Source organism: Bacillus sp. IS1 (assembly GCF_032461585.1).
In the GTDB taxonomy this organism is placed as follows: Bacteria; Bacillota; Bacilli; order Bacillales; family Bacillaceae; genus Bacillus; species Bacillus velezensis.
In genome coordinates, this window is the sequence record NZ_JAWCWR010000001.1 from 151,847 (window position 1) to 173,184 (window position 21,338).

21 protein-coding genes, 1 pseudogene and 1 riboswitch are annotated in these 21,338 nt (G+C 42.6%); of the genes and pseudogenes, 15 read left to right on the plus strand and 7 right to left on the minus strand.

Features of this window, described 5'->3' with window-relative positions; genetic code table 11:
- The first annotated feature begins 10 nt into the window (after positions 1 to 10).
- Positions 11 to 271 (plus strand): aspartyl-phosphate phosphatase Spo0E, encoded by a 261-nt coding sequence (spo0E, locus tag RUW00_RS00835; protein ID WP_003154690.1) that lies wholly within the window; start codon positions 11 to 13, stop codon positions 269 to 271.
- Positions 272 to 481: 210 nt separating this feature from the next.
- On the opposite strand, the gene RUW00_RS00840 is transcribed toward spo0E, so the two are convergent.
- On the minus strand, positions 482 to 1,999 hold the full coding sequence (locus RUW00_RS00840; protein ID WP_029974827.1) for a sporulation kinase KinD: 1,518 nt from the start codon (positions 1,997 to 1,999) through the stop codon (positions 482 to 484).
- A 198-nt stretch (positions 2,000 to 2,197) separates the two neighbouring features.
- Between RUW00_RS00840 and mhqR the strand changes: the two genes are divergently transcribed.
- Complete coding sequence (gene mhqR / locus RUW00_RS00845; RefSeq protein ID WP_003154686.1) at positions 2,198 to 2,644, plus strand: MarR family transcriptional regulator MhqR; 447 nt, start codon at positions 2,198 to 2,200, stop codon at positions 2,642 to 2,644.
- Positions 2,645 to 2,679: 35 nt separating this feature from the next.
- Here mhqR and motB read toward each other — a convergent pair whose 3' ends face one another.
- The 3 genes from motB to clpE form a co-directional block, all read right to left on the minus strand.
- The gene (gene motB / locus RUW00_RS00850) at positions 2,680 to 3,465 is read right to left on the minus strand and encodes a flagellar motor protein MotB (protein ID WP_017417652.1); all 786 of its coding nucleotides are present in this window, start codon (positions 3,463 to 3,465) and stop codon (positions 2,680 to 2,682) included.
- Complete coding sequence (motA, locus tag RUW00_RS00855) at positions 3,437 to 4,252, minus strand: flagellar motor stator protein MotA (RefSeq protein ID WP_007408461.1); 816 nt, start codon at positions 4,250 to 4,252, stop codon at positions 3,437 to 3,439. The genes motB and motA overlap by 29 nt, the downstream gene beginning before the upstream one ends.
- Positions 4,253 to 4,421: 169 nt before the next feature.
- Positions 4,422 to 6,518, minus strand: a complete 2,097-nt coding sequence (clpE, locus tag RUW00_RS00860; RefSeq protein ID WP_017417653.1) for an ATP-dependent protease ATP-binding subunit ClpE — start codon at positions 6,516 to 6,518, stop codon at positions 4,422 to 4,424.
- Between the two features lie 401 nt (positions 6,519 to 6,919).
- Between clpE and RUW00_RS00865 the strand changes: the two genes are divergently transcribed.
- The 6 genes from RUW00_RS00865 to queF all read left to right on the plus strand — a co-directional run bounded on the left by RUW00_RS00865 (position 6,920) and on the right by queF (position 11,762).
- The gene (locus tag RUW00_RS00865) at positions 6,920 to 7,957 is read left to right on the plus strand and encodes a YkvI family membrane protein (RefSeq protein WP_280145054.1); all 1,038 of its coding nucleotides are present in this window, start codon (positions 6,920 to 6,922) and stop codon (positions 7,955 to 7,957) included.
- A 97-nt stretch (positions 7,958 to 8,054) separates the two neighbouring features.
- Positions 8,055 to 9,176, plus strand: coding sequence for a hypothetical protein (locus tag RUW00_RS00870; RefSeq protein ID WP_280145055.1), 1,122 nt, complete (start codon positions 8,055 to 8,057; stop codon positions 9,174 to 9,176).
- A 108-nt stretch (positions 9,177 to 9,284) separates the two neighbouring features.
- A riboswitch (PreQ1 riboswitch) is annotated at positions 9,285 to 9,329 on the plus strand.
- A 96-nt stretch (positions 9,330 to 9,425) separates the two neighbouring features.
- Complete coding sequence (gene queC / locus RUW00_RS00875) at positions 9,426 to 10,085, plus strand: 7-cyano-7-deazaguanine synthase QueC (RefSeq protein ID WP_003154679.1); 660 nt, start codon at positions 9,426 to 9,428, stop codon at positions 10,083 to 10,085.
- Positions 10,086 to 10,526: a 6-carboxytetrahydropterin synthase QueD gene (gene queD / locus RUW00_RS00880; RefSeq protein WP_014417585.1), complete on the plus strand. Its 441-nt coding sequence runs from the start codon at positions 10,086 to 10,088 to the stop codon at positions 10,524 to 10,526. It begins immediately after the preceding gene.
- Complete coding sequence (gene queE, locus RUW00_RS00885) at positions 10,519 to 11,250, plus strand: 7-carboxy-7-deazaguanine synthase QueE (protein WP_003154676.1); 732 nt, start codon at positions 10,519 to 10,521, stop codon at positions 11,248 to 11,250. The genes queD and queE overlap by 8 nt, the downstream gene beginning before the upstream one ends.
- Before the next feature lie 17 nt (positions 11,251 to 11,267).
- Entirely contained in the window at positions 11,268 to 11,762 is a 495-nt protein-coding gene (gene queF / locus RUW00_RS00890) for a preQ(1) synthase (RefSeq protein WP_003154673.1), read from the plus strand.
- Between the two features lie 494 nt (positions 11,763 to 12,256).
- Here the strand turns inward: queF and RUW00_RS00895 are convergent, their stop codons facing one another.
- Entirely contained in the window at positions 12,257 to 12,625 is a 369-nt protein-coding gene (locus tag RUW00_RS00895) for a winged helix-turn-helix transcriptional regulator (RefSeq protein WP_017417659.1), read from the minus strand.
- A gap of 168 nt (positions 12,626 to 12,793) precedes the next feature.
- On the opposite strand from RUW00_RS00895, the gene RUW00_RS00900 reads away from it, so the two are divergent.
- Entirely contained in the window at positions 12,794 to 13,540 is a 747-nt protein-coding gene (locus tag RUW00_RS00900) for an SDR family NAD(P)-dependent oxidoreductase (protein WP_017417660.1), read from the plus strand.
- A 135-nt stretch (positions 13,541 to 13,675) separates the two neighbouring features.
- Positions 13,676 to 13,888: pseudogene (locus RUW00_RS00905) on the plus strand (tunnelling fold family protein); the annotation flags it as partial.
- A gap of 1,187 nt (positions 13,889 to 15,075) precedes the next feature.
- Here RUW00_RS00905 and RUW00_RS00910 read toward each other — a convergent pair.
- Positions 15,076 to 16,830, minus strand: a complete 1,755-nt coding sequence (locus RUW00_RS00910; RefSeq protein WP_017417662.1) for an AIPR family protein — start codon at positions 16,828 to 16,830, stop codon at positions 15,076 to 15,078.
- Positions 16,831 to 17,529: 699 nt separating this feature from the next.
- On the opposite strand from RUW00_RS00910, the gene RUW00_RS00915 reads away from it, so the two are divergent.
- Positions 17,530 to 17,805: a DUF3219 family protein gene (locus RUW00_RS00915; protein ID WP_280145056.1), complete on the plus strand. Its 276-nt coding sequence runs from the start codon at positions 17,530 to 17,532 to the stop codon at positions 17,803 to 17,805.
- A 71-nt stretch (positions 17,806 to 17,876) separates the two neighbouring features.
- Here the strand turns inward: RUW00_RS00915 and RUW00_RS00920 are convergent, their stop codons facing one another.
- Entirely contained in the window at positions 17,877 to 18,062 is a 186-nt protein-coding gene (locus tag RUW00_RS00920; RefSeq protein WP_003154669.1) for a YkvS family protein, read from the minus strand.
- Between the two features lie 163 nt (positions 18,063 to 18,225).
- Here RUW00_RS00920 and RUW00_RS00925 point away from each other — a divergent pair, with 163 nt between their 5' ends.
- The 4 genes from RUW00_RS00925 (at position 18,226) to stoA (ending at position 21,333) form a co-directional block, all read left to right on the plus strand.
- Positions 18,226 to 18,420: a hypothetical protein gene (locus RUW00_RS00925; protein ID WP_280145057.1), complete on the plus strand. Its 195-nt coding sequence runs from the start codon at positions 18,226 to 18,228 to the stop codon at positions 18,418 to 18,420.
- 276 nt (positions 18,421 to 18,696) lie between these two features.
- Positions 18,697 to 19,320, plus strand: a complete 624-nt coding sequence (locus tag RUW00_RS00930) for a cell wall hydrolase (protein ID WP_014417591.1) — start codon at positions 18,697 to 18,699, stop codon at positions 19,318 to 19,320.
- A 115-nt stretch (positions 19,321 to 19,435) separates the two neighbouring features.
- Entirely contained in the window at positions 19,436 to 20,776 is a 1,341-nt protein-coding gene (locus RUW00_RS00935) for a polysaccharide biosynthesis protein (protein ID WP_003154663.1), read from the plus strand.
- 62 nt (positions 20,777 to 20,838) lie between these two features.
- Complete coding sequence (gene stoA, locus RUW00_RS00940; protein WP_021493768.1) at positions 20,839 to 21,333, plus strand: endospore biogenesis thiol-disulfide oxidoreductase StoA; 495 nt, start codon at positions 20,839 to 20,841, stop codon at positions 21,331 to 21,333.
- Positions 21,334 to 21,338 lie beyond the last annotated feature (5 nt).

The following is a 21,338-nucleotide window of genomic DNA, read 5'->3' on the forward strand; positions in this document are numbered from 1 at the left end:
GGTGAAGTGAATGGGCAGTTATTCTGAACAAGAAAAATTGCTTGTATCTATTGATAAAAAAAGAAAAATGATGATAGATGCAGCTAACAGGCAAGGGTTTACAGGATATGACACGATCAGGCACAGCCAGGAACTGGACTGTCTGATGAACGCGTATCAGCAGCTGGTAAACCGTGATCGTACACATCACCAAGGAATACAGGGCCTTGTGAAGAAAATAGGCTTGTTCTCCCGCGGTGACGTCATGCCTGCATATGAAGCAAACAAATGATTGATGATAAAACAGATAACGAAGACTGAATGCGCTTCCTGATCAAGCGCCGCATCCGAAAGATGACCGCGTACAGTCAGCAGATTTTTCCGCTGGCACGGCTCACGAAGCGCCTCGTACTATCTGCCGGCTATGATGCCGTTCCTCTGGTATATCCTCTTACACATATTCTTCTTTAAATAAAAAACACCCCGATCCAGGGTGTTTTTTTCATCGAGAAGCGGCAGGGAGGGCAATGGTGACCTCTGTGCCCTTATCGACTTCGCTTTGAATGTCAATCGAACCGCCGTACATCAGCATGATTCGTTTACATACGACAAGGCCGAGGCCGGTGCCTTTTTCCTTTGACGTTACAAACGGAAGAAAAATGTGTTCAAGCATATCTTCAGAAATGCCCATTCCGTTGTCGGCCACCTTAATGACTGCTTTATGATCGCGGGCTTCTAAATAGATGGACAGCCGGCCGCCTTCCTGCATGGATTCCAGCGCGTTTTTCGCGACATTTAAAATCACCTGTTTAATATGGTCTTTCGTGCAGTTGACCTTGAGCGGCCGATTGACGAGAATCTCCACATTCACTTCCACATTATACAGATTCCCTTCAGAATAAATAATCGGCATAATCTCATCAAGAATATCCTGCAGCGAGTTCACTTCCAACCGTTCAGCAGTGGGTTTACCGAGCACTAAAAACTCACTGACAATCTGATTGATCCGTTTAATCTCCTGCTCAATAATTGAGAAATACAGCTGATCTTCCTCCGATTTGTATTTTTTCTGCAAAAGCTGAATGAAGCCGCTGATCCCTGTAAGCGGGTTGCGGATTTCATGGGCGGTGCTGGCGGCAAGCGTTCCGATCAGCTCCAATTTCTGCGCTTCATTTTGAGCACGCTCCAGCTGGGTCTTGCGCTTAAGCAGATAATATTGAACGAGGATGAACAGAATATTCAGCAGCACGGCAATACTGGACATCGGCAGCAGCACGCTTTTGGTCAGCTCATTCAGCTCAACCGGTTTCGGATAAACATTGATATTCCAATTAATATCATCCAGATAGCCGCTGACCGGTTTCACACCTTCTGATTGATCAGCCCGTCCGCTGGCAAATATCACTTTATTCTGATTGGTTGCCTTGACATAAACGTCAGGGCTCAGCATATTGATCATATTTCTCAAATAATCGACTTGTATGGCGGCTACTAAATAATCCGTGACTTCCCGTTTTGCGTCTAACACCGGCACGCAGATCGTGAAGATGCGCTGGCCTGTAATTCTGCTGGAGTAGTCATTTGTGATGACCGTTTTTTTCGTCTTTTTCGCCTTCGTAAAATACGGTCTGTCGGCCAAGTTCACCTTTGATTTCAGATCAGTCGTGCTTGCGATGACATCACCTTTGGAATTCAGCATATACAGACCGCTGAATCTGGGTTCATCCTCAAAAGCCTGATCAAGAATGTCAATGATCTTTTCTTCATTGACAGGCTTATCGACAGCGATCGCAAGTGTTGTCATCCGGGCTTTTGTTTCACCGATTAAATAATTGAGCTTATTGCGGTGAAGGTTGAGCATCATACTGGCTTCCTGTATGTGTTTATCGGCTATTTTCTGCTTTTCTTTTTCATAAATGAAAAAGCTGATAATAAGTGCCGGGATGATCACCAATATGAGATAAAGCTTGATCTTTCCCCGGGCACCTTTAAATGTATTCACTCTGCATCGCTCCAACATTACACTTGAATAGAGGTATTATATCATTTTTATACTTCTTTAATAAGAAAAAATAACCAAAATGATAGAAAAACAAATTATTTTATTAAGGTCAGACAAAAAGAAGAGAAATTTTGGAAACATTTTTGTTGACATTTTTCATTTTGTTTATTAATGTTTCTCTGTAACGGTTTCTTTTGTAAAAGGATGATTGAATGTATGACGGATAAAACAGAAAACTCATTGAAATTATTTATTGTACTGTCACGTGCGTACCGATCTATTAACGACCATATGAATAAACATATTCATAAGCACGGCCTGAACCCGACGGAATTTGCGGTGCTTGAGCTGCTGTACCACAAAGGCAACCAGCCGCTTCAGCAGATCGGCGACAAAATTTTATTAGCGAGCGGAAGTATTACATACGTTGTTGACAAATTAGAGAAAAAAGAACTTCTCATCAGAAAAGCTTCGCCGACTGACAGAAGAGTGACTTTCGCACAGATTTCCGAAAAGGGAATCCGTCTTTTGGACGATATTTTCCCTGATCATGCTGAAGAAATTAAAGAAATGATCAGTGTGCTGAGTGATGAAGAGATAGAAATGTGTACGGAAATGCTGAAAAGAGTGGGATTAAACGCTAAACATTTTCATCAGAAATAAAAAAGGAAGCCATTTGAAAGGCTTCCTTTTTTATATTACTGATTTTGGTCAGTCGCGGCGTTTCTAGGCTGTATCAATACCTCGACGCGCCTGTTTTTGCTGCGCCCTTCAGCGGTTTTGTTCGACACGGCCGGTTTATACTCTCCGAAACCTTTGGCGCTGAAAACTTTTGCGTCAAGTTTCGGGTTTTCTGTCAGAATAGCCATGAAGTTGACGGCCCGCATGACGCTTAAATGCCAGTTAGATTGATATTGTGAGTTTTTAATCGGTACATTGTCCGTATGTCCGCTGATGATAATGTTCCTCGGCGGATTCAGCACAAGGAGATTCGAGATTTCCTTGGCAAGCGGAATATCTTCCTGACGGATATCCGCCCGTCCGGAATCAAAAAAGATACTGTCTTTAATCGTAATTAAGAGTCCTTCTTTAGTCAGCTTTGTTTCAAGCTGAGTTTCAAGCTTTTTATTTTTTATAAATTGATTGACTTGCTTTTGCACGCCTTCAAGTTCTTCGCGGTCGGCTGCTTCTCTTTCTTTCTTTTTCTGTTCTTTATCTTTTTCCTTGTCTTTTTTTAACTGATCAACGCCGTCTTTTTCGTTTTCAGGAGGGGTGAGGCTTGAATATTCAAGAACACCCGTGCCTCCGGTAAACACGGCGTTAAATGATTTAGACAGCATTTGGAATTTCGCCGCATCGACCGAGCTCATGGCGAACAATACAATGAACAGAGCCAAAAGAAGGGTGAGCAAATCCGCGTACGGGATCAGCCAAGACTCATCCACATGCTCGTCATCATGCTTCTTCTTCTTTTTTCTCGCCATTGTTTGCCTCTCCTTCTTGTTCAGCGACTTTTGCGCGTTCATTCGCAGGAAGATACATGAGAAGTTTTTGTTCGATCACTTTCGGAGCCTGTCCTTCAAGCACTGACAGAACGCCTTCGATCATGATTTCACGCAGTTTGACTTCCTGCTTTGATTTGCGTTTCAGTTTGTTGGCGAAGGGATGCCATAGTACATATCCTGTGAAAATCCCGAGAAGGGTGGCGACAAACGCCGCACTGATGGCATGTCCGAGCGCCTCGGTATTGTTCATGTTGGAAAGAGCGGCGATAAGGCCGATGACCGCACCCAAAACGCCGAGTGTCGGCGCATATGTGCCGGCTTGTGTAAAGATGGCTGCGCCGGCCTGGTGTCTGTCTTCCATCGCTTCAACTTCCTCAGTCATAATATCTCTGATAAATTCTGCGCTTTGTCCGTCAACCGCCATGCTCAGGCCGTTTTTCAAAAATGCGTCATCCACGTCTTCAATGCTTGCTTCCAATGCGAGCAGACCTTCACGTCTGGCGATTTGCGCCCATTGAGAGAACATAGGAATTAATTGCGCAATTGTCAGCTGTTTGTTTTCTTTAAACAGCACTTTAAAAAGGGCAGGCACTTTTTTGATTTCTTTTCCGGGGAATGCGATGATCACCGCAGAAATCGTACCGAACAAAATAATCAGAATAGCTGCCGGGTTAGCGAGTGCGCTTAAGCTGACCCCTTTCAGCACCATGCCCACGCTTAAAGCAATCAAGGCGAGGATGATACCGATAATCGATGTTTTATCCATAGTTTTCACCAAATCCTTTATACTAGCTTTCTATGGTTAATATCGGTGGCAGTGCATGGAACTTTAGGGTGATTGAGAAATTGTTCCCGAATTCTTCACAGTTTCTCCCTTCCGGCATGGAGAAAGAAACAAAAAAGCGGCTCCCCGAAAGGAGGGGACCGCTTTTTTCTTATTGTGCCCGGACTTTGATGCCGTCCTCTTCCATTACGACATGGAAGGCTTTTATTTCGTTGTCATCCAATAAGAGATCTGTCATTTCGTCCTCGATCAATTCTTGGATGGTTCTTCTGAGCGGGCGTGCTCCGAAAGCGGGGTGGTAGCCGATTTCAGCGATTTTTTCTTTCGCATCATCGGTGACGCTCAGGCTGATGCCGCGCTCTTTTAATGTGTCTTCAAGCTCTGTGAGAAGCAGGCTGACGATTTTCACGAGATGTTCTTTTTTCAGGGATTGGAATTCAATAATGCTGTCAAACCGGTTTAAAAACTCCGGTTTGAAGAACGCGCTCAGTGAATCAATCAGCGTTTGTTCTTCCAGGACGCTCTCTTCAGATTGGAATCCGACTTTCACCTGTTTTTCGCCGGTTCCAGCGTTGCTTGTCATAATCAAAACGGTATCTTTGAAGCTGACCGTTCTGCCCTGGCTGTCTGTCAGACGGCCGTCCTCCATAATCTGCAGAAACATATGCTGGACATCAGGGTGGGCTTTTTCAATCTCATCGAGCAGCACGATGCTGTACGGATTGCGGCGCACTTTTTCCGTTAATTGACCGGCTTCATCGTGTCCGACATATCCCGGCGGTGAACCGATAATTTTTGATACGGCGTGTTTTTCCATGTATTCACTCATATCGAGACGGATAATGGAATCTTTTGTACCGAACAGTTCATCTGCGAGTGTCTTTGATAACTCGGTTTTTCCGACTCCGGTCGGTCCGACAAAGAGGAAGGAACCGACAGGTCTGTTTTTGGATTTTAAGCCGGCGCGGCTTCGTCTGACCGCTTTCGCCACTTTTTTCACGGCTTTTTCCTGACCGATGACGCGCTGATGAAGATGCTCTTCAAGTTCCTTCATTTTGACTTGTTCATCAGCCTGGAGTTTTCCGACCGGAATGCCTGTTTTCTGTTCAATGATGGCTTGAATATGCTCCGCCCCGATTTCAGGTGAAGAGGCCGGTGTTTCATGCGCCAGCTGTTTTTCCAACGCCGCTTCTTCATCACGCAGTTTCGCGGCAAGCTCATAATTTTCTTCATGAAGCGCTTTTGTTTTCTCCGCGTCAATTGCTTTGAGTCTCTCAGCCGCATCTTCTTCATTTACGGTATCAAGCTCCAGGTTCGCCTTAGAGCCGGCTTCATCTAATAAGTCGATCGCTTTATCCGGCAGGTGGCGGTCCTGAATGTAACGGGATGAAAGCGTAACACAGGCGTTTATCGCTTCATTGCTGAATGTGACGCCGTGGTATTTCTCATATTTATCTTTAATGCCTTCCAGAATGCTGATGGCTTGTTCTATTGTAGGCTCGTGAACCATGACGGGCTGGAAGCGTCTTTCAAGCGCCGCATCTTTTTCAATCTGGCGGTACTCTTTCAGCGTTGTCGCCCCGATGACCTGCAGCTCGCCTCTGGCAAGCGCCGGTTTTAGGATGTTCCCGGCATCCATTGATCCCTCGGCAGAGCCGGCGCCTACAAGAAGATGAATCTCATCAATGAACAAGATGACGTTTTTCCGTTCTTTTAATTCGTTCATTAATTGTTTCATTCTTTCTTCAAACTGGCCTCTGATCCCTGTATTGGCGACGAGAGAAGCGACGTCAAGCAGGTAAAGCTCTTTGTTTTTCAATTTGTTCGGCACATCGCCTTCAGCGATTTTAAGCGCGAGGCCTTCTGCAATAGCCGTTTTACCGACGCCCGGCTCACCGATCAGCACCGGATTGTTTTTATTCCGGCGGTTCAAAATTTCAATTACGCGCGCCACTTCATTATCGCGGCCGATCACAGGGTCAATCAGACCTGCTTTTGCGCCGTTTGTGACGTTTTGAGCGAGCTCGTCGAGCAGGCCTTTTTCAGGGCCGGCCTGCTGTTTATTTTGATTGGGAGCGAAACCTTGCTCAAACGGGAATCCGAATGATTGCGGCCCCATGCTCATAGACGGTTTTCGGGTTAATTCTGTATAACATGTTTCACATAAAACGAATTGTTTTTGAATGGAATTGACTTGCATGTTCAGGCGAATCGTCGCCTCGTTTTTCTGACAATGTTGACAACGCATTTGCCAAAACCTCCTTGAAAAATGTTTGATCATCTTTGACCAAATGGATTAGAAAATAAGGTCTTAACTTTGACCTTCTTTGATTAATAGTATACTCTGACCTTCTTTGACTTTCAAGTATTTTGTTTCAAACCCCGAAAAATAAATGTTTACAGCATGATAAGTGATATTTGTGAGGTTTGATTATTTTTGACCAATATAGTCAGAAAGGAAATGAAATGCTTTGACCTTTCTTGATGAAGAGTATACGCCGGCCCTTTTTTTCTTTCAATATTTTTGCTTAAAGGAGAGAGCTGAATCTGTTTTCTCCGGGGAAGGACGATTTGTTCGTCTTTTCGGGCGACTTGTCTCATAAGCATATATAAAGGCCTGGACAAATCTGCGCTTAGCCGGAGGGTGAAATGGGACAAACAAAAGGTTCTGCAAGTCAGCTTGCATTTGTATACGTAGGCACGGTTGTAGGAGCCGGTTTTGCCACGGGACGGGAAATCGTTGAGTTTTTTCTGAAGTTTGGCTGGATCGGTCTGTTCGGTATCGTGGTAAGCGGTCTGATGTTTACATATTTAGGCGCCAAAATCATGATCATTTCCAAACGGATTCACGCAGCATCTTATCAGGAATTGAACACATATTTATTCGGCCAGTCCATCGGCCGCGCCGTGAATATGTTTATGATGTTTATATTGCTGGGAGTGACCTCTGTCATGCTCTCCGGAGCGGGGGCGCTGTTTCATGAACAGCTTGGATGGTCCGCACAAGCGGGGATCCTTCTGACGATCGTACTGAGCTTTGCCGTCATGACAAGCGGTGTTAAAGGTGTGTTCGGCGTCAATATATTGGTTGTGCCGCTTTTAATTTCTTTCTCTTTTATCGTGACAGCTGATTCATTTGTATTTACAAGCACGAGAAACGCGGACGAATGGGTATGGCCTGACAAGTGGAATTGGCTTTTGTCCGCCGTCTCTTACGGCGCGTTAAATTTATCGCTCGCCCAAGCCGTCCTTGTGCCGCTTGCGAACGAAATGTCTTCAGAGAAGGTGATCAGAAGGGGGGCTTATATAGGCGGCGTTCTGTTGACACTGGTGCTTGCCGCGAGCTTTTTATCATTATCGGTGCTGCCGGATGTGCTGGAGTTTGACATTCCGATGGCTCAAGTTGTCTATTCGTATTCGCGTTCGCTTCATATCATTTATTTGTTTATTATTTTCGGGGAAGTGTTTACGTCAGTCATCGGCAATCTATACGGATTGGAAAAACAATTAAACAGTTTTCTTCATATAAAAAGTACATATATTTACGGCGGCATTTTGGCGTTTGCTTTCATTATCAGCCAAATCGGCTACGGACAGCTGATTTCCACCGTTTATCCGGTGTTTGGATATGTGAGCCTCGCTTTCATCGGCGCATTGATTTGCAAAAAAATCCCGAAAGAAAAATAAGGATATAAGGAAAATGTCTGTATTTTTTGGGAATTCCCCTTCTTTTTTCCTGACATTTCTGTATAATGAATTGGGAAATGATGGGGAGGAGTAAGAGATGAAAGCTCGACGTGTATTATTGGGATTTATTTTTATTTGTATCGGCATTGCGTTTTTTTTACAGAAGGCGGGAGTTATACATATATCCGCAGGTTCGGCGTGGCCGTTTCTTTTCATTATAATGTCCGCAGGGTTTCACGCCGGATTTATTTTTGCGAAAAAAACGCCTGACCAGGCGGGACTGCTTGTTCCGGGCGGTATGTTTCTAGTGCTGGGCTGCCTGTTTTGTTTTGAAACGGCAACGGGATGGACGTATTCAGACGTGACGTGGCCTGTTTATATATGGGCGCCTGCTCTCGGTCTGTTTGAACTGTGGTATTTCGGCGGGAGGAAGTTAGGTGTATTGATTCCTGCTTTCATCCTGACAGCCGTGGGAGCACTATGCTTTGCCGGTATGCTGATGCCGGGGCTGTGGCCGCTTTTGATCATCGCAGCCGCGCTTTTGTTTCACGCCGCTGCCTTTACGCAGCCGAAAAAAAGATCGGGCCTTCTTATTCCGGGAGGCATTTTGCTTGTGACGGGCGGCTTGTTATGGTTTGAAACGCTGACGGATTGGACATACGCAAGTATGACATCGCCTGTCTACCTCTTTGCCGTTGCGTTCGGCCTGTTTGAAGCCTGGCTGTTCGGCAGAAGGAAAAGGGGGCTTTTGACCGCTGCTGCGGTTCTGTGCGCCGCGGGCATTTTCGGCATATTCACCAATGCAAATGAAGTCATCAGCGAACGCGGCTGGCCCGCTCTCATTCTTTTGCTGGGCGCCGCTTTTCACATTCCGATTTTCGGCCCGAAACCTGTCAAAAACGCGGGACTTCTCGTACCGGGCGGCATCTTGTTGATTACGGGGATCTTGTTTGTCTTTGAAACGGCAACCAATTGGTCCTACTCCGGTGTGACATGGCCTGTTTACCTGCTTGCAACGGCATTCGGTTTATTTGAGCTGTGGCTGTTCGGCGGGAAAGAGAAGGCGCTGCTCATCCCGGTTGCGGTGCTGACCTTGACAGCACTTTGCTTTATGATGACGAATCAGCCGATCATTCCGGTTTCTGTTTTCTGGCCTGCTTTATTTGTTCTGATCGGGATTGCGCTGATGGTATTTCCGGGGAAAAAACGCGGGGCTTAAACCCGCTTTTGCAGCCTGACACAGGGTTCAGGCTGTTTTTTTATTGTCACGGGAAACAACATTATGGTATGATAGCAAAAGTGAAAAAAGAAGAAAATCCGTATTGATGCGGGAGAGGTTCTAGCTACACCCTCTATAAAAAACTAAGGACGAGCTGTATCCTTGGATACGGTTTTTTTATGTTTTTTAGGGCGCCTTCTCCGAAAAAGGCGCTTTTTTTATGGAATGATAGATAAGGGAGAGAAAGACATGAAAAAAGAAAAAGCAGTTGTGGTGTTCAGCGGAGGCCAAGACAGCACGACTTGTTTATTATGGGCTTTGCAAAACTTTGAAGAAGTGGAAACCGTTACATTCCATTATAATCAGCGTCACCAAGAAGAAATCGATGTGGCAAAATCGATTGCCGAAAAGCTCGGTGTCAAAAACCACTTGCTTGATATGTCTCTTTTAAATCAGCTTGCGCCGAATGCGCTGACAAGAGATGATATCGAAATTGAAGCGAAGGACGGGGAACTGCCGACAACCTTTGTGCCGGGACGCAACCTTGTATTTTTATCCTTTGCATCGATTCTTGCATATCAAATCGGCGCGCGCCACATTATCACCGGTGTTTGCGAGACTGATTTTAGCGGCTACCCGGACTGCCGTGACGAGTTTGTCAAATCCTGCAATGTCACCGTCAACTTGGCGATGGAAAAGCCGTTCGTCATTCATACGCCGCTTATGTGGCTGAACAAAGCGGAAACGTGGAAACTTGCGGATGAGCTCGGCGCGCTTGATTTTGTAAAGAATAACACACTGACTTGCTATAACGGCATCATTGCGGACGGATGCGGCGAATGCCCGGCATGCCTGCTCCGCAATAAAGGATATGATGAATATATGAAAATGAAAGGAGAGCGGAACTAATTGCTTTCTCAAATTTACCCGCAGGTTCAGCATCCTTATTCGTTTGAGTTGAATAAGGACATGCACATTTCAGCCGCGCACTTTATTCCCCGCGAAAGCGCCGGAGCGTGCAGCAGAGTCCACGGGCACACGTATACAGTAAATATTACAGTTGCGGGGGATGAACTGGACGATTCAGGCTTTCTCGTGAATTTCAGCGTGCTGAAGAAATTGGTGCACGGCGCTTATGACCATACATTGCTGAATGACCATGAGGAATTTTCTGATGATGACAGATATTCACTGCCGACGACCGAGGTCGTGGCCAAAACGATTTACGATAAGGTGCAGTCCTACCTTGAAACACTGGAGAATCAGCCGGTCTGCGTGCAGATTTTTGTCAGGGAAACCCCGACAAGCTATTGCGTATACCGCCCGAAAAAAGGTGATAGGAATGGCTAAAGGAATTCCGGTTTTAGAAATTTTCGGACCGACGATACAAGGGGAGGGCATGGTTATCGGCCAGAAAACCATGTTCGTCCGCACGGCGGGATGCGACTACTCCTGCAGCTGGTGCGACTCCGCTTTTACATGGGACGGCTCAGCCAAAAAAGATATCCGCTGGATGACGGCGGAAGACATTTACCGCGAGCTGAGAGAAATCGGCGGAGACGCCTTTTCCCATGTCACCATCTCAGGAGGAAACCCGGCGCTGTTAAAGCAGCTTGACGCGCTGATTCTGCTGCTGAAAGAGCACGGGGTGCGCGCCGCTTTAGAAACGCAGGGAACGGTCTATCAGGATTGGTTCACAATGATTAACGACCTGACGATTTCACCGAAGCCGCCAAGTTCGGGGATGACAACCGATTTTGCAAAGCTCGATCACATTGTGTCTTCGCTTGATGCGGCAGAAAGGCTTAACGCGGTCAGCTTAAAGGTCGTCATTTTTAATGATGAAGATCTGCAATTCGCGAAAACCGTGCACAAGCGGTATCCGAATATCCCGTTTTATCTTCAGGTCGGAAACGATAACGTCCATACGACGGACGACCGGGCATTAATCGCACATCTGCTCGGAAAATACGAAACACTCGTTGATAAGGTTTCAGCCGATTCGGATCTGAATCTCGTCAGAGTCCTGCCTCAGCTGCATACGCTGCTTTGGGGCAATAAACGGGGAGTTTAATAGAAAGGGAGATTTATATGACAAGAAAAGAATCAGAATTAGAAGGAGTTACGCTCCTGGGGAATCAAGGGACAAACTATTTATTTGAATATGCGCCGGAGGTTTTGGAATCATTTCCGAATAAACACGTGAACCGTGATTATTTCGTTAAATTCAACTGCCCGGAATTTACGTCGCTTTGCCCGAAAACGGGACAGCCGGACTTTGCAACCATCTACATCAGCTATATTCCGGACGAAAAAATGGTGGAAAGCAAATCGCTGAAGCTGTATCTTTTCAGCTTCCGCAACCACGGAGATTTCCACGAGGACTGCATGAACATCATCATGAATGATTTGATCGAATTAATGGACCCCCGCTACATCGAAGTATGGGGCAAATTCACGCCAAGAGGCGGAATCTCCATTGACCCGTATACAAACTACGGCAGACCGGGAACAAAATATGAAAAAATGGCCGAACATCGGATGATGAATCATGATATGTATCCGGAGACGATTGATAATCGGTAATTATTCCGTTGTGTGATACGGAGTGTGAAACGAAGTGGAGTCACAGTAAAATCCGAACATTCAGTGCTAATTTTCAGCGGAATTGTGACCGAGTCACAGCGAAGTGTGACCCGCACTAAGCTCAATAAAAGTGTGACCTGGTGCAACCTGAACTGTGACTTTTATGCAGTGAAAAATTGATAGTACAGAAGCAGATTAAGGCGTACAATTTGTACGTCTTTTCTTTTTTATCCGAAAGAAAAAATGCCTATCTAGAGATCATAGGCATTAAATATTATTATCAATATCTTCATTTATTTTTTGGCTAAGTTTCTGAACCTTCTCTTTAACATTTGAAACAGCTCTTTTTTGAATTTCATCAAAGTTCTCCTGAATATAGTCGATGACACTTCTTATTAGAACTTCACTTTCAAAATTGAATATCTCATTTATTTCTGACTGTTCTTCATCTGTTAGGTGATGGTATTGAAGTTGTTTAGCATTTACTTCAGCAGCTACATCAATCCTAACTTTAGTTGTTCTGGTTGTACAATTTCATATTCACCTTCTGCATACTCTTGCTCCGCATAATGGCTTCCCCATTGACAGAGCTCCTGCAAGATAGGTTTAAGAGATTCTCCAAGTTCAGTGGATGAATATTCAACCTTCGGCGGTACTTGATTATACATCTTTCTGCTTACAAGTCCACTGGCTTCAAGCTCTCTAAGTGTTTGAATCAGCATTTTCTGAGTTATATTTGGGATAATGCGCTTTAATTCACTCGTTCTCTTTGGTCCATTCATTAAAAAGTATAATACAAGGCCTTTCCATTTTCCGCCAATAACTTCCTTTGTCACTTCAAACCCACAGCTAAATTTTTTCATGTCTAAAGCTCTCCATTCCACATTTATTACTTTTTAGTTACTATATCACAAAAAAGTGGGTACTTCCGATAATGTGCTTACTGAAGGATACTATATCTTGTAAGTTGTTCTTCAAGTACTTAAAGGTACTAGACATAAAATAAAATTAATTCTAAAGGAGTGTTAAGTATGGGTAAATTTGAAGGTAAAATAGCGCTTGTAACGGGTGGAACAAGTGGGATTGGTCTTGCTGCAGCACAAAAATTTGTAAACGAAGGTGCATATGTTTATATCACGGGACGCAGACAAAACGAACTTGATAAAGCAGTTAACCAAATTGGCAAGAACGTAACCGGTGTTCAAGGTGATATTTCTAAGCTTGAAGACTTAGACAAACTATATGACATTATAAAGCAGGAAAAAGGTAAGTTGGACATTCTTTTTGCTAATGCAGGCACCGGCAACTTCCTTCCATTAGGTGAAATTACTGAAGAGCAGGTTGATAGAACGTTCGACATTAACGTTAAAGGAACCATCTTTACTGTTCAAAAAGCGTTATCACTATTCCCGGACAAAGCAGGTTCTATTATTGTAACGGGCTCTACTGCTGGATCAATTGGCAACCCAGCGTTTAGTGTATATGGAGCATCTAAAGCAGCATTAAGAGCACTAGTTCGCAACTGGATTCTTGACCTAAAAGGTACTGAAATCCGTGTAAATGTGGTTAGTCCAGGAGCTATTCTTACACCTGCATACGATGAGCTTTTTGGTGATGCACTTGAAGGAGCAATGGAAAATACCAGAAATACTGTTCCAGCTGGAAAAGTTGGGACACCTGAAGAAGTAGCAAACGCTGTATCTTTCCTTGCTTCAGACGAAAGCAGTTACTTGACGGGTGTTGAATTGTTCGTAGATGGCGGGCTAGCACAGGTATAATTTCACTGCGCAGAGATTACAAATAGTCCCCAAAAAGGTTAAAATCAATCGTTCGGTAAGGTGTGAAATTGGTGTGACTTTATGATTAATGTCTAGAGCAAGTACTTATGGGACAAGACTTTGACCTGCCTTTTCTTCCACGAGGACTGCATGAACATCATCATGAATGACTTGATTGAATTAATGGATCCGCGTTATATCGAAGTATGGGGCAAATTCACGCCAAGAGGCGGAACCTCCATTGACCCGTATACAAACTACGGCAGACCGGGAACAAAATATGAAAAAATGGCCGAACATCGGATGATGAATCATGATATGTATCCGGAGACGATTAACAACCGTTAATTTTCAGAAGGAGTACGGTCTCGGAATATAACTTAAATACCCCTGGTTGTGATACGAAGTGTGAAACGGAGTGAGGTCACGGTAAAACCCGAACATTTAGCGTCAGTTTTAGACGGAAATGTGACCGAGTCACAGCGCAGTGTGACCCGTAATTAGAATAAAATAGAGTCGATAATGAACGTAAGTGTGACTGAAGTGACCTCGTCTTTTTAGGCGGGGTTATTTTTTTGTCCATTTTCCGAAGTGTATATTCACAATTAATAAATAACGGATGAAAAAAGTTTCATCGACCTTGTCGAAAAATCATTCAACACTTACACATTATACAAAGGCAAACAGATTCTAAGCCGATAGATAACGATCAGAAAAAGGGGGCGGGGTTACCGCAAATTAATTCGAGCGGCCGTCGAGCTTTTTGTAAAAGGCGACCTGCCGATTAGAGATTTACGTACCCTAAGATAGGCAATACGGAGTGTTATATCGCAGTCATTCAAAATGGAAATTTGTTTGCATTAAAGTGAAGAGTGCTCGATCCGAAGATTTCCAATGGTTAAATTCGGCCTAGCATATTCAAGCACATCCAGTCGCTTTTAAGGTATACGCAAACACAATGTGAAAATCGATACATAGGAGAAAACGGGCGGCAGTTCTTTGATGGTTATCGAAAGTTTCCGCAGATTAAAAGCAGGTGTGTCAAAAGAGGGGTCCGCATAAATAGTAGAGGAGTGATCGGATAAGCTTCAGAAAGACCAGTCGGAGCAGATTTGCTATTTCAGAGATCGTCATTTTGAATTTGAGCCAGCCAGCTTGAAAAAAGATTTTGTAGCATATTGGAGATGAAAATCTAAAAATACAAGTTAAAACACGGGTAAATGGATAGAAGGTACTGGAGTCAATTAAAATCAGCAATCCCATTAAACTTGTATAAAAATAAGACTATTCAAAAGAAGATGTACATATTCGATAATCGGTTCATAAACGAGAAGGGAGACTATTCGGTGAGGTTAGCCAAGAAATTACCTTTCAATTTAGACTGGACAGGGTCACAATTACCGGTTTTTTTTAGATCATGTCTTCTATATCTAGTGTGGGACTGTCATTTTTAATTTGTAGTCTTCGATAAAACTCAGAGATAAAAAAGGGGTAAAATTTCAAGTTACCCCCTAAAACACTTAAGATGTTGTTATTCATTTCGTAATTAGGTCTGAAATATTTTCATTTATAAAGTCACTTAATGCGATTTGTTTTGAAACGTAGGTTAAGTTTGTTTGGGAGATTTCCTCAGAATATTTTAAAACTAATTCTTTTGTAAAGCTATACGCTGTAAAGATTATTTCATCAGTTATATGTTCTACGTCTATGTTACATAAATCTCTATCGCCATTGAACCGAGCTTTATCTAATACTACAGAAGCAAGCACCCTAGATATATGGAAATTGTAATGTGTTGATAGAGCAATATCTATATCGTCATTTGGTGCAAACACTTGCTTTATAAATTGTTCAACTCGTTTCATCAATTTTATTGATTGAAGGTAAGTTTCCATCGGTCTATTATCTGGGAAAAGTCTATTATAATCACTCTCCTTTTTAGTAAGAATTGTTGGGTTTGATCTTGCTTTTGATGGGTTTTTTTCAACAATTGATGTTATACATTGAGATAGATAATTTATAGAAATTATTTTTTTTATCGGCTTGTTTTGATTTCTATAATAATTTTTTCTTCTATCATAAAAGTAGCCGTTCGCTAAGAAGTAATCTTCGATGTCTCTTTGTACCTTATGAGTAGCTCTTAATAAGGCTGGAGGTACAGGGTTATGAGAGTTATTTGACTTGATAATAGTGTCCATTGTTTCTTTTTTATTTGTTATTATAATTTTTAATAATATCGAACGGGTATCATTTTTAGGAAGATCAACGCTGAAGGCGTTATAAAGAGTATGTGAAGTCTGTAAACCATTTACAATCTGGATATTTTCTAATTGTAGTGTTTTTCCAATCAATGTCCCATTTTCTGCAATAATAGTTATCCCGTTATTTAACCACCAAAAATCAAATTCATTTTTTTCCCTAAGAGTTTCTGCTATGTCGTTATTTACAGATGTATTGTTTTGAAAATCCCGAATGTTAGATTCAAACAGATATTTTCTTAAAGTATTATCTCCATCACATAGAAATTTATAATATTCTTTCACATTTACAGAAGCAATATAACCCCTTTGATCGGATTCTCTGTAATCTATAGCAATTGGGTTTTCATTTAGTTTTAATGCAAGCGAATAGTCTGGTTCTTTACGTAAAAGGTTTAATATGTATTCAGCATCAATAAGTTTATAATTAAAATTCATTTTGCCTAGATTTGATTGAAGTGTCTTTTCTCTTAAAATACTGATTTTATTTAGATATGAATGGTTCTTATACTTGGGGCCATATATCTTTTGTTTATCTCCTTTGCAAACATGATAAAAATTAATGTTCAATGTTGGATGCTTTATTGCTATTTTCTTAATTATATTATGTATTAAATAAATTTTTTCGATAAGATTTTCAGAAACAGCTTTTTTTATTGATTCTAAATCTTTGTCTAAATCAAATATAATGTTCGTTGCTACAATAAATTTATCAATCACAGATTCATTAATGGTGTTAGTATTTTTATATTGAAGAAAATGGAGGTCTAGTTTCATTTTACTTTGGATTTCAACCTCTTCTAGGTTATTGATTAATTCATCATTCAAATAAATATAGACTCCGTCAATCCCGTAATCCTTACTATCACCAACTAAACCAAGTAATGCTTCGTCAAATGCAATGTCTTGGTTTTTAAATATTTGTTCGGTTGAGAACACCTCAAATGCTTTATCTTTTGTTTGAAATTGGTTGCCATTTTTATTTATATAATCATCTAAATGAACATTTAATAAAGTCAATTGGTTACTCAAAATTCTCACTCTTTTCAATTTTAATTAGTCGTTAATAACAATATCAAATTAATTACATTATATCCATAAGTTTGTTTTTGCGAGGGTCGTTTGAATTGAACAATATCGAGTGAAATGTATTGGTTAGAAATATAAGTTGAGTGTATTCCACATGTAAGAGTATTGTGATTTAAAGTCGCTTCTATTTAAGAAAATAAGAGTAGATCAGGGTTATTATAATATACCCCTTGTTTGGTTTTGTGAGTATTATTAATGTTAAATATCTATAAAGGGGATATTGATATCGAAAAGGAGATTTTTTGGAGTTAAATTGATGTGATATTGAATTTGGGTAATGACATCGAAAGATAAGTATTGAAATTGACTAGCGGTTTTTCTAAAGTGGGTGAGTTGTAATCATTGTATAACAAAAACGATATTTAAATTAAGTTTCCACTTTTCCTTTTCCATGCATGATTTTCCTGCCAAAGAATAAATAGTACATGAAAGTTCAGTATTAAAAAGACGAGTAAACCCGGGGGGAGTGTACTCGCCGCTTCATTACGTGACGGGGGCTGGATGGCAGCTCGTCTGTTTCATTATAAAATAGGGAACGTATGTTTGTAAAGACCTGCGCTGTTTTTTCTCATTCGGAGCGGATCAATTGTAAAGGAATGGTCAGCATGATAGCATGTCCTGTAAAAAGAAGGAGTGTTCGTTATGGAGCCGTTAGAGTTAAACGGTGTAAGGCTGAAAATGTATGATTGTAAAGAAAGTGCGGGCAAAAACGGCCGCATGATTTCATTTGTATTGAAGGTGACCTCTGAAACGTATCATGATATTGCCGTCCTTTTGTATGAAAAAACATTTGACATCAAGGCGCCCGAGCGTGGGCTTGAATTCCGCGGTAAAATAACCAACTACTATACATCCGTCACAAATCTTTACAATAAAGATGAGACAGGTGATTTTTTTGTAGAAATGACCGAGAGCTGAATTCATTTGAAAAAGCTGCCGGGCGGCAGCTTTTGTGCGGGATATGTAAATGGTTCGGATGTTCGGGGGGTTTAATAGGAGTCTCTGATGATTTTATAATTCTTATGGTTGACGACAGTGAGGGAATCTAATTCAAGGTCACGATAATTATCCATGATGGTTACATCAACGATGACGGAGTTTTCATTTACTTTTTCAACAATACCGGTTAATCCGTTTTTAAATTCAATGACGTTTCCAACCTTAGCAATTTTCACGAGCTTCCTCTCCTTTATCATAAATCCTGTTTGAAAATATTTTGCAGTATTTTCTTTAAGAAGTAAAGCGATATGGGTATCAGCCCGCTCAATCATTGTCCCGGCGGGGGAAAGATGGTATATTGTTTTTCGGGAAAAAGCCGAGAAAAGGAGGCTGTATTCGTTGCTGCCTGAGGAAATTTCAGAACGTATCAACCAAATGCGCACCGGTGAAATCAAAGAATTCAGGGTGCAGAAAGAACATTTTCTTGCATTTCGAGCGGTTTTGTCGAAGCAGGAAGATTTTAAGCATTTCCGCGGTATTGCCCAGCAGGGCGGAGATGTTATATTTCAGTATTTAGAACAGTCAAGAAGCTGACGGCTCCTCGCACTTGAGGAGTCTTTTTTTTGTTTTTTAGTTTCTCATTTCATCTGCCTGTAACAGAAGTAAACAAAATGTAAAATCCCTCCGATGGATACTTTTACTGCTATTTGGTTAATGTTGTGAAAATGACGGCTGTTTTCCTGCCAATAACAAGGCTGTTAACGAACTTCTTCCATCATAAAAGCTGATTGGGAGCACTGGAAAATCTTTAACCGTGAATTTGCGCACAGCTCTTGTTAAGGTAGTGAAGTATTTTAAGGAGGAAATCGTATGACGACAAAATTTGCTGCCTTGGCTGTCTTTTTTCTATGTTTTATGCCTGCATCAAAAATTGAACATACAGAAGCTCTGTTTACTTTTGCGAAGAAGCCAAAGCAAGAACCCAGCACACTGGTTGCTGATTTAAATAAAAAAAGCTCGGTTCCGAAGCTTTCAAAAACGGATCATAAGCATTCTATCCAACCGATAAAGCTGTCATCTCACCAAGAGAAGAAAGCCAAACCGGAAGAGACGGCTTATCAGCCGCCGAAAAAAACGTATTCCCGCGCTGACAGACAACTTCTGGCACGTCTCGTTCACGCAGAAGCGAAAGGTGAATCTTATAAAGGGAAGGTTGCCGTAGCCAGCGTAGTGCTGAACCGCACTGAAAAAAACGGCTTCCCGGATACCATTCGGGGCGTGATCTATCAAAGGAATGCATTTGAACCGGTAGCAAACGGAAGCATTAATCAAAAGCCGGATAAGGATTCCGTCGCCGCCGCAAATGAGGCGCTTGACCATCCGGGCAGAGAAACGAACGCGTTGTTTTTCTACAATCCGAAAACGGCATCTGACCACTGGATCCGTTCCCGAAAAATTATCGAACGGATCGGCAGACACGTATTTGCGATGTAAGCATAGCGGGATCAAAAATATCCCGGCTATGCTTTTTTCAATTTTGAGAAATCGAAAATATTTTCAGAACTTGTCTCATATGATGATGGAAGAACGAGAGACAAGGAGAGACACCATGAATCGATTTGTGAAAGGGATCATTCTTTTATCCATCGCCGCCTTTTTCGCGGAATGTCTGGAATTTGTCGTGAATATGATACTGGCGCGGGAGCTTGGCGAGCATGGGATGGGGCTTTACATGAGCATTCTGCCCACCATTTTTTTAATTATCGTGATCGCCAGTCTGGAGCTTCCGATCTCCATTTCAAAATTCATCGCGGAATCCAATCAGAAGCTGCATGAAAGCATGCTCCGGCATGCCTTCAGAATGACCGCCGTTTTTACCGCGTTTTCAACCGCGGCCGCAAGCATCGCGCTGCCGTTCATTCCTGTATTCGATACGTATCACCCGTTTATTAAAGGGATTGTCATCGGGCTGATTCCAGTCGTCGCTTTTACATCCATCGCCAGAGGTTATTTTATGGGTGTGCAGCAAATGGGAAAAATCGCGGTTGCGAATGTCTTGAAAAAAATCATTCAAGTGCTTTGTCTGTTTATCTTTTTTCAATGGTACTCTTTTGAAATTGATATGGCCGTGCTCATTTCGTTATTTGTGCTGGTCGCAAGCGATGTTGTGGTGTTCGTTTACTTGTATACGCAGTTTATTTTGGCGCGGAGGGCGCTTTCCGGCCATCAGCACATTCATCTTCGCGGGAAAGACGTGCGGAAACGCCTCCTGGCCGTATCCATCCCGACAACGGGACTTCGTATATTTCATGCGGTGACAAACGCCATTGAACCCTTTTTAGTGAAAGGAGCGCTGCTGGCGTCCGGGGCAGCCGGGACAGCTGCGATTGATCAATACGGCATGCTAGCCGGTGTAGCGATGACAATCGGTTCGTTTCCCGCATTTATCGCCCATTCGCTGATGGTCGTCATGATTCCCAGCATTTCAGAAGCGTATGCGCTGTCCCAATATGATATTGTGCTGAAACGGCTGAGACAAGCGATTTTTATTACATTCGGCTACGGCATTCCGGCAGTCTGGGTCATGTTTCAGTTCGCGGGCCCGCTGACCCATTTGTTTTTTCAGTCTCCGGAAGCGCAGTATTATTTGCAGCTTTTGTGGCCGTTTTTTCTTTTTCACCTGTTTGTGATGCCGCTTCAGGCCTGTCTGATCGGCATCGGCCACGTGAAAACGGCGTTTTATCATAACGTATGGAGCAGCATTGTAGGGCTTTCGATGATGTATGTGCTCGGTTCTATGCCGGAATTGCAAATGCTCGGCATTATACTCGGCATGAATACCGGCATGATTCTTCTGACAAGTTTACATTACGCGACGATCTGCAAAGACCTCGGTGTCTCCGTGTTTTTGACGGGCGGCGGAAGAACAGCGCCCCGGATCGAAAGCTGAAAAGGCTGATACATTTCAATAAGGAAGGGCAAGCTATCCGAAACGCGTGAAAGGAAGATCATATGCATAAAAACCGCCTAATTGTATGTGCAGTCCTTTTGATAGCTGCCGCCGTCTGGATGCCTGAAGCAAACGCCTCATCAGAAAAACAGGCAGTTCCCGCCGTGTTTCTGATGAAGACGATTGAAGGAGACGAAATATCGATTCCGAATAAAGGGCAGAAAACGATATTGCATTTTTGGACATCGTGGTGTCCGCCGTGCAAAAAAGAACTGCCGCAATTCCAAACGTATTATGAACAGCATCAGTCCGATGATGTAAGCCTTGTAACGGTAAATCTGATGAATGCCGAGCGAAACAAAAAAACCGTTCAAAACTTTGTCAGTCAGCACCATCTCACTTTCCCGATTGTTCTTGACACGAAAGGCGAGCTTATGAAGGAATACGATGTCATGACGATTCCCACGTCATTTCTGCTGAATGAAAAAGGAGAAATCGAAAAAAAGATCGTCGGTCCGATGACCGCCTCACAATTAAAAGAATGGTCAGAGAAATAAAAAGG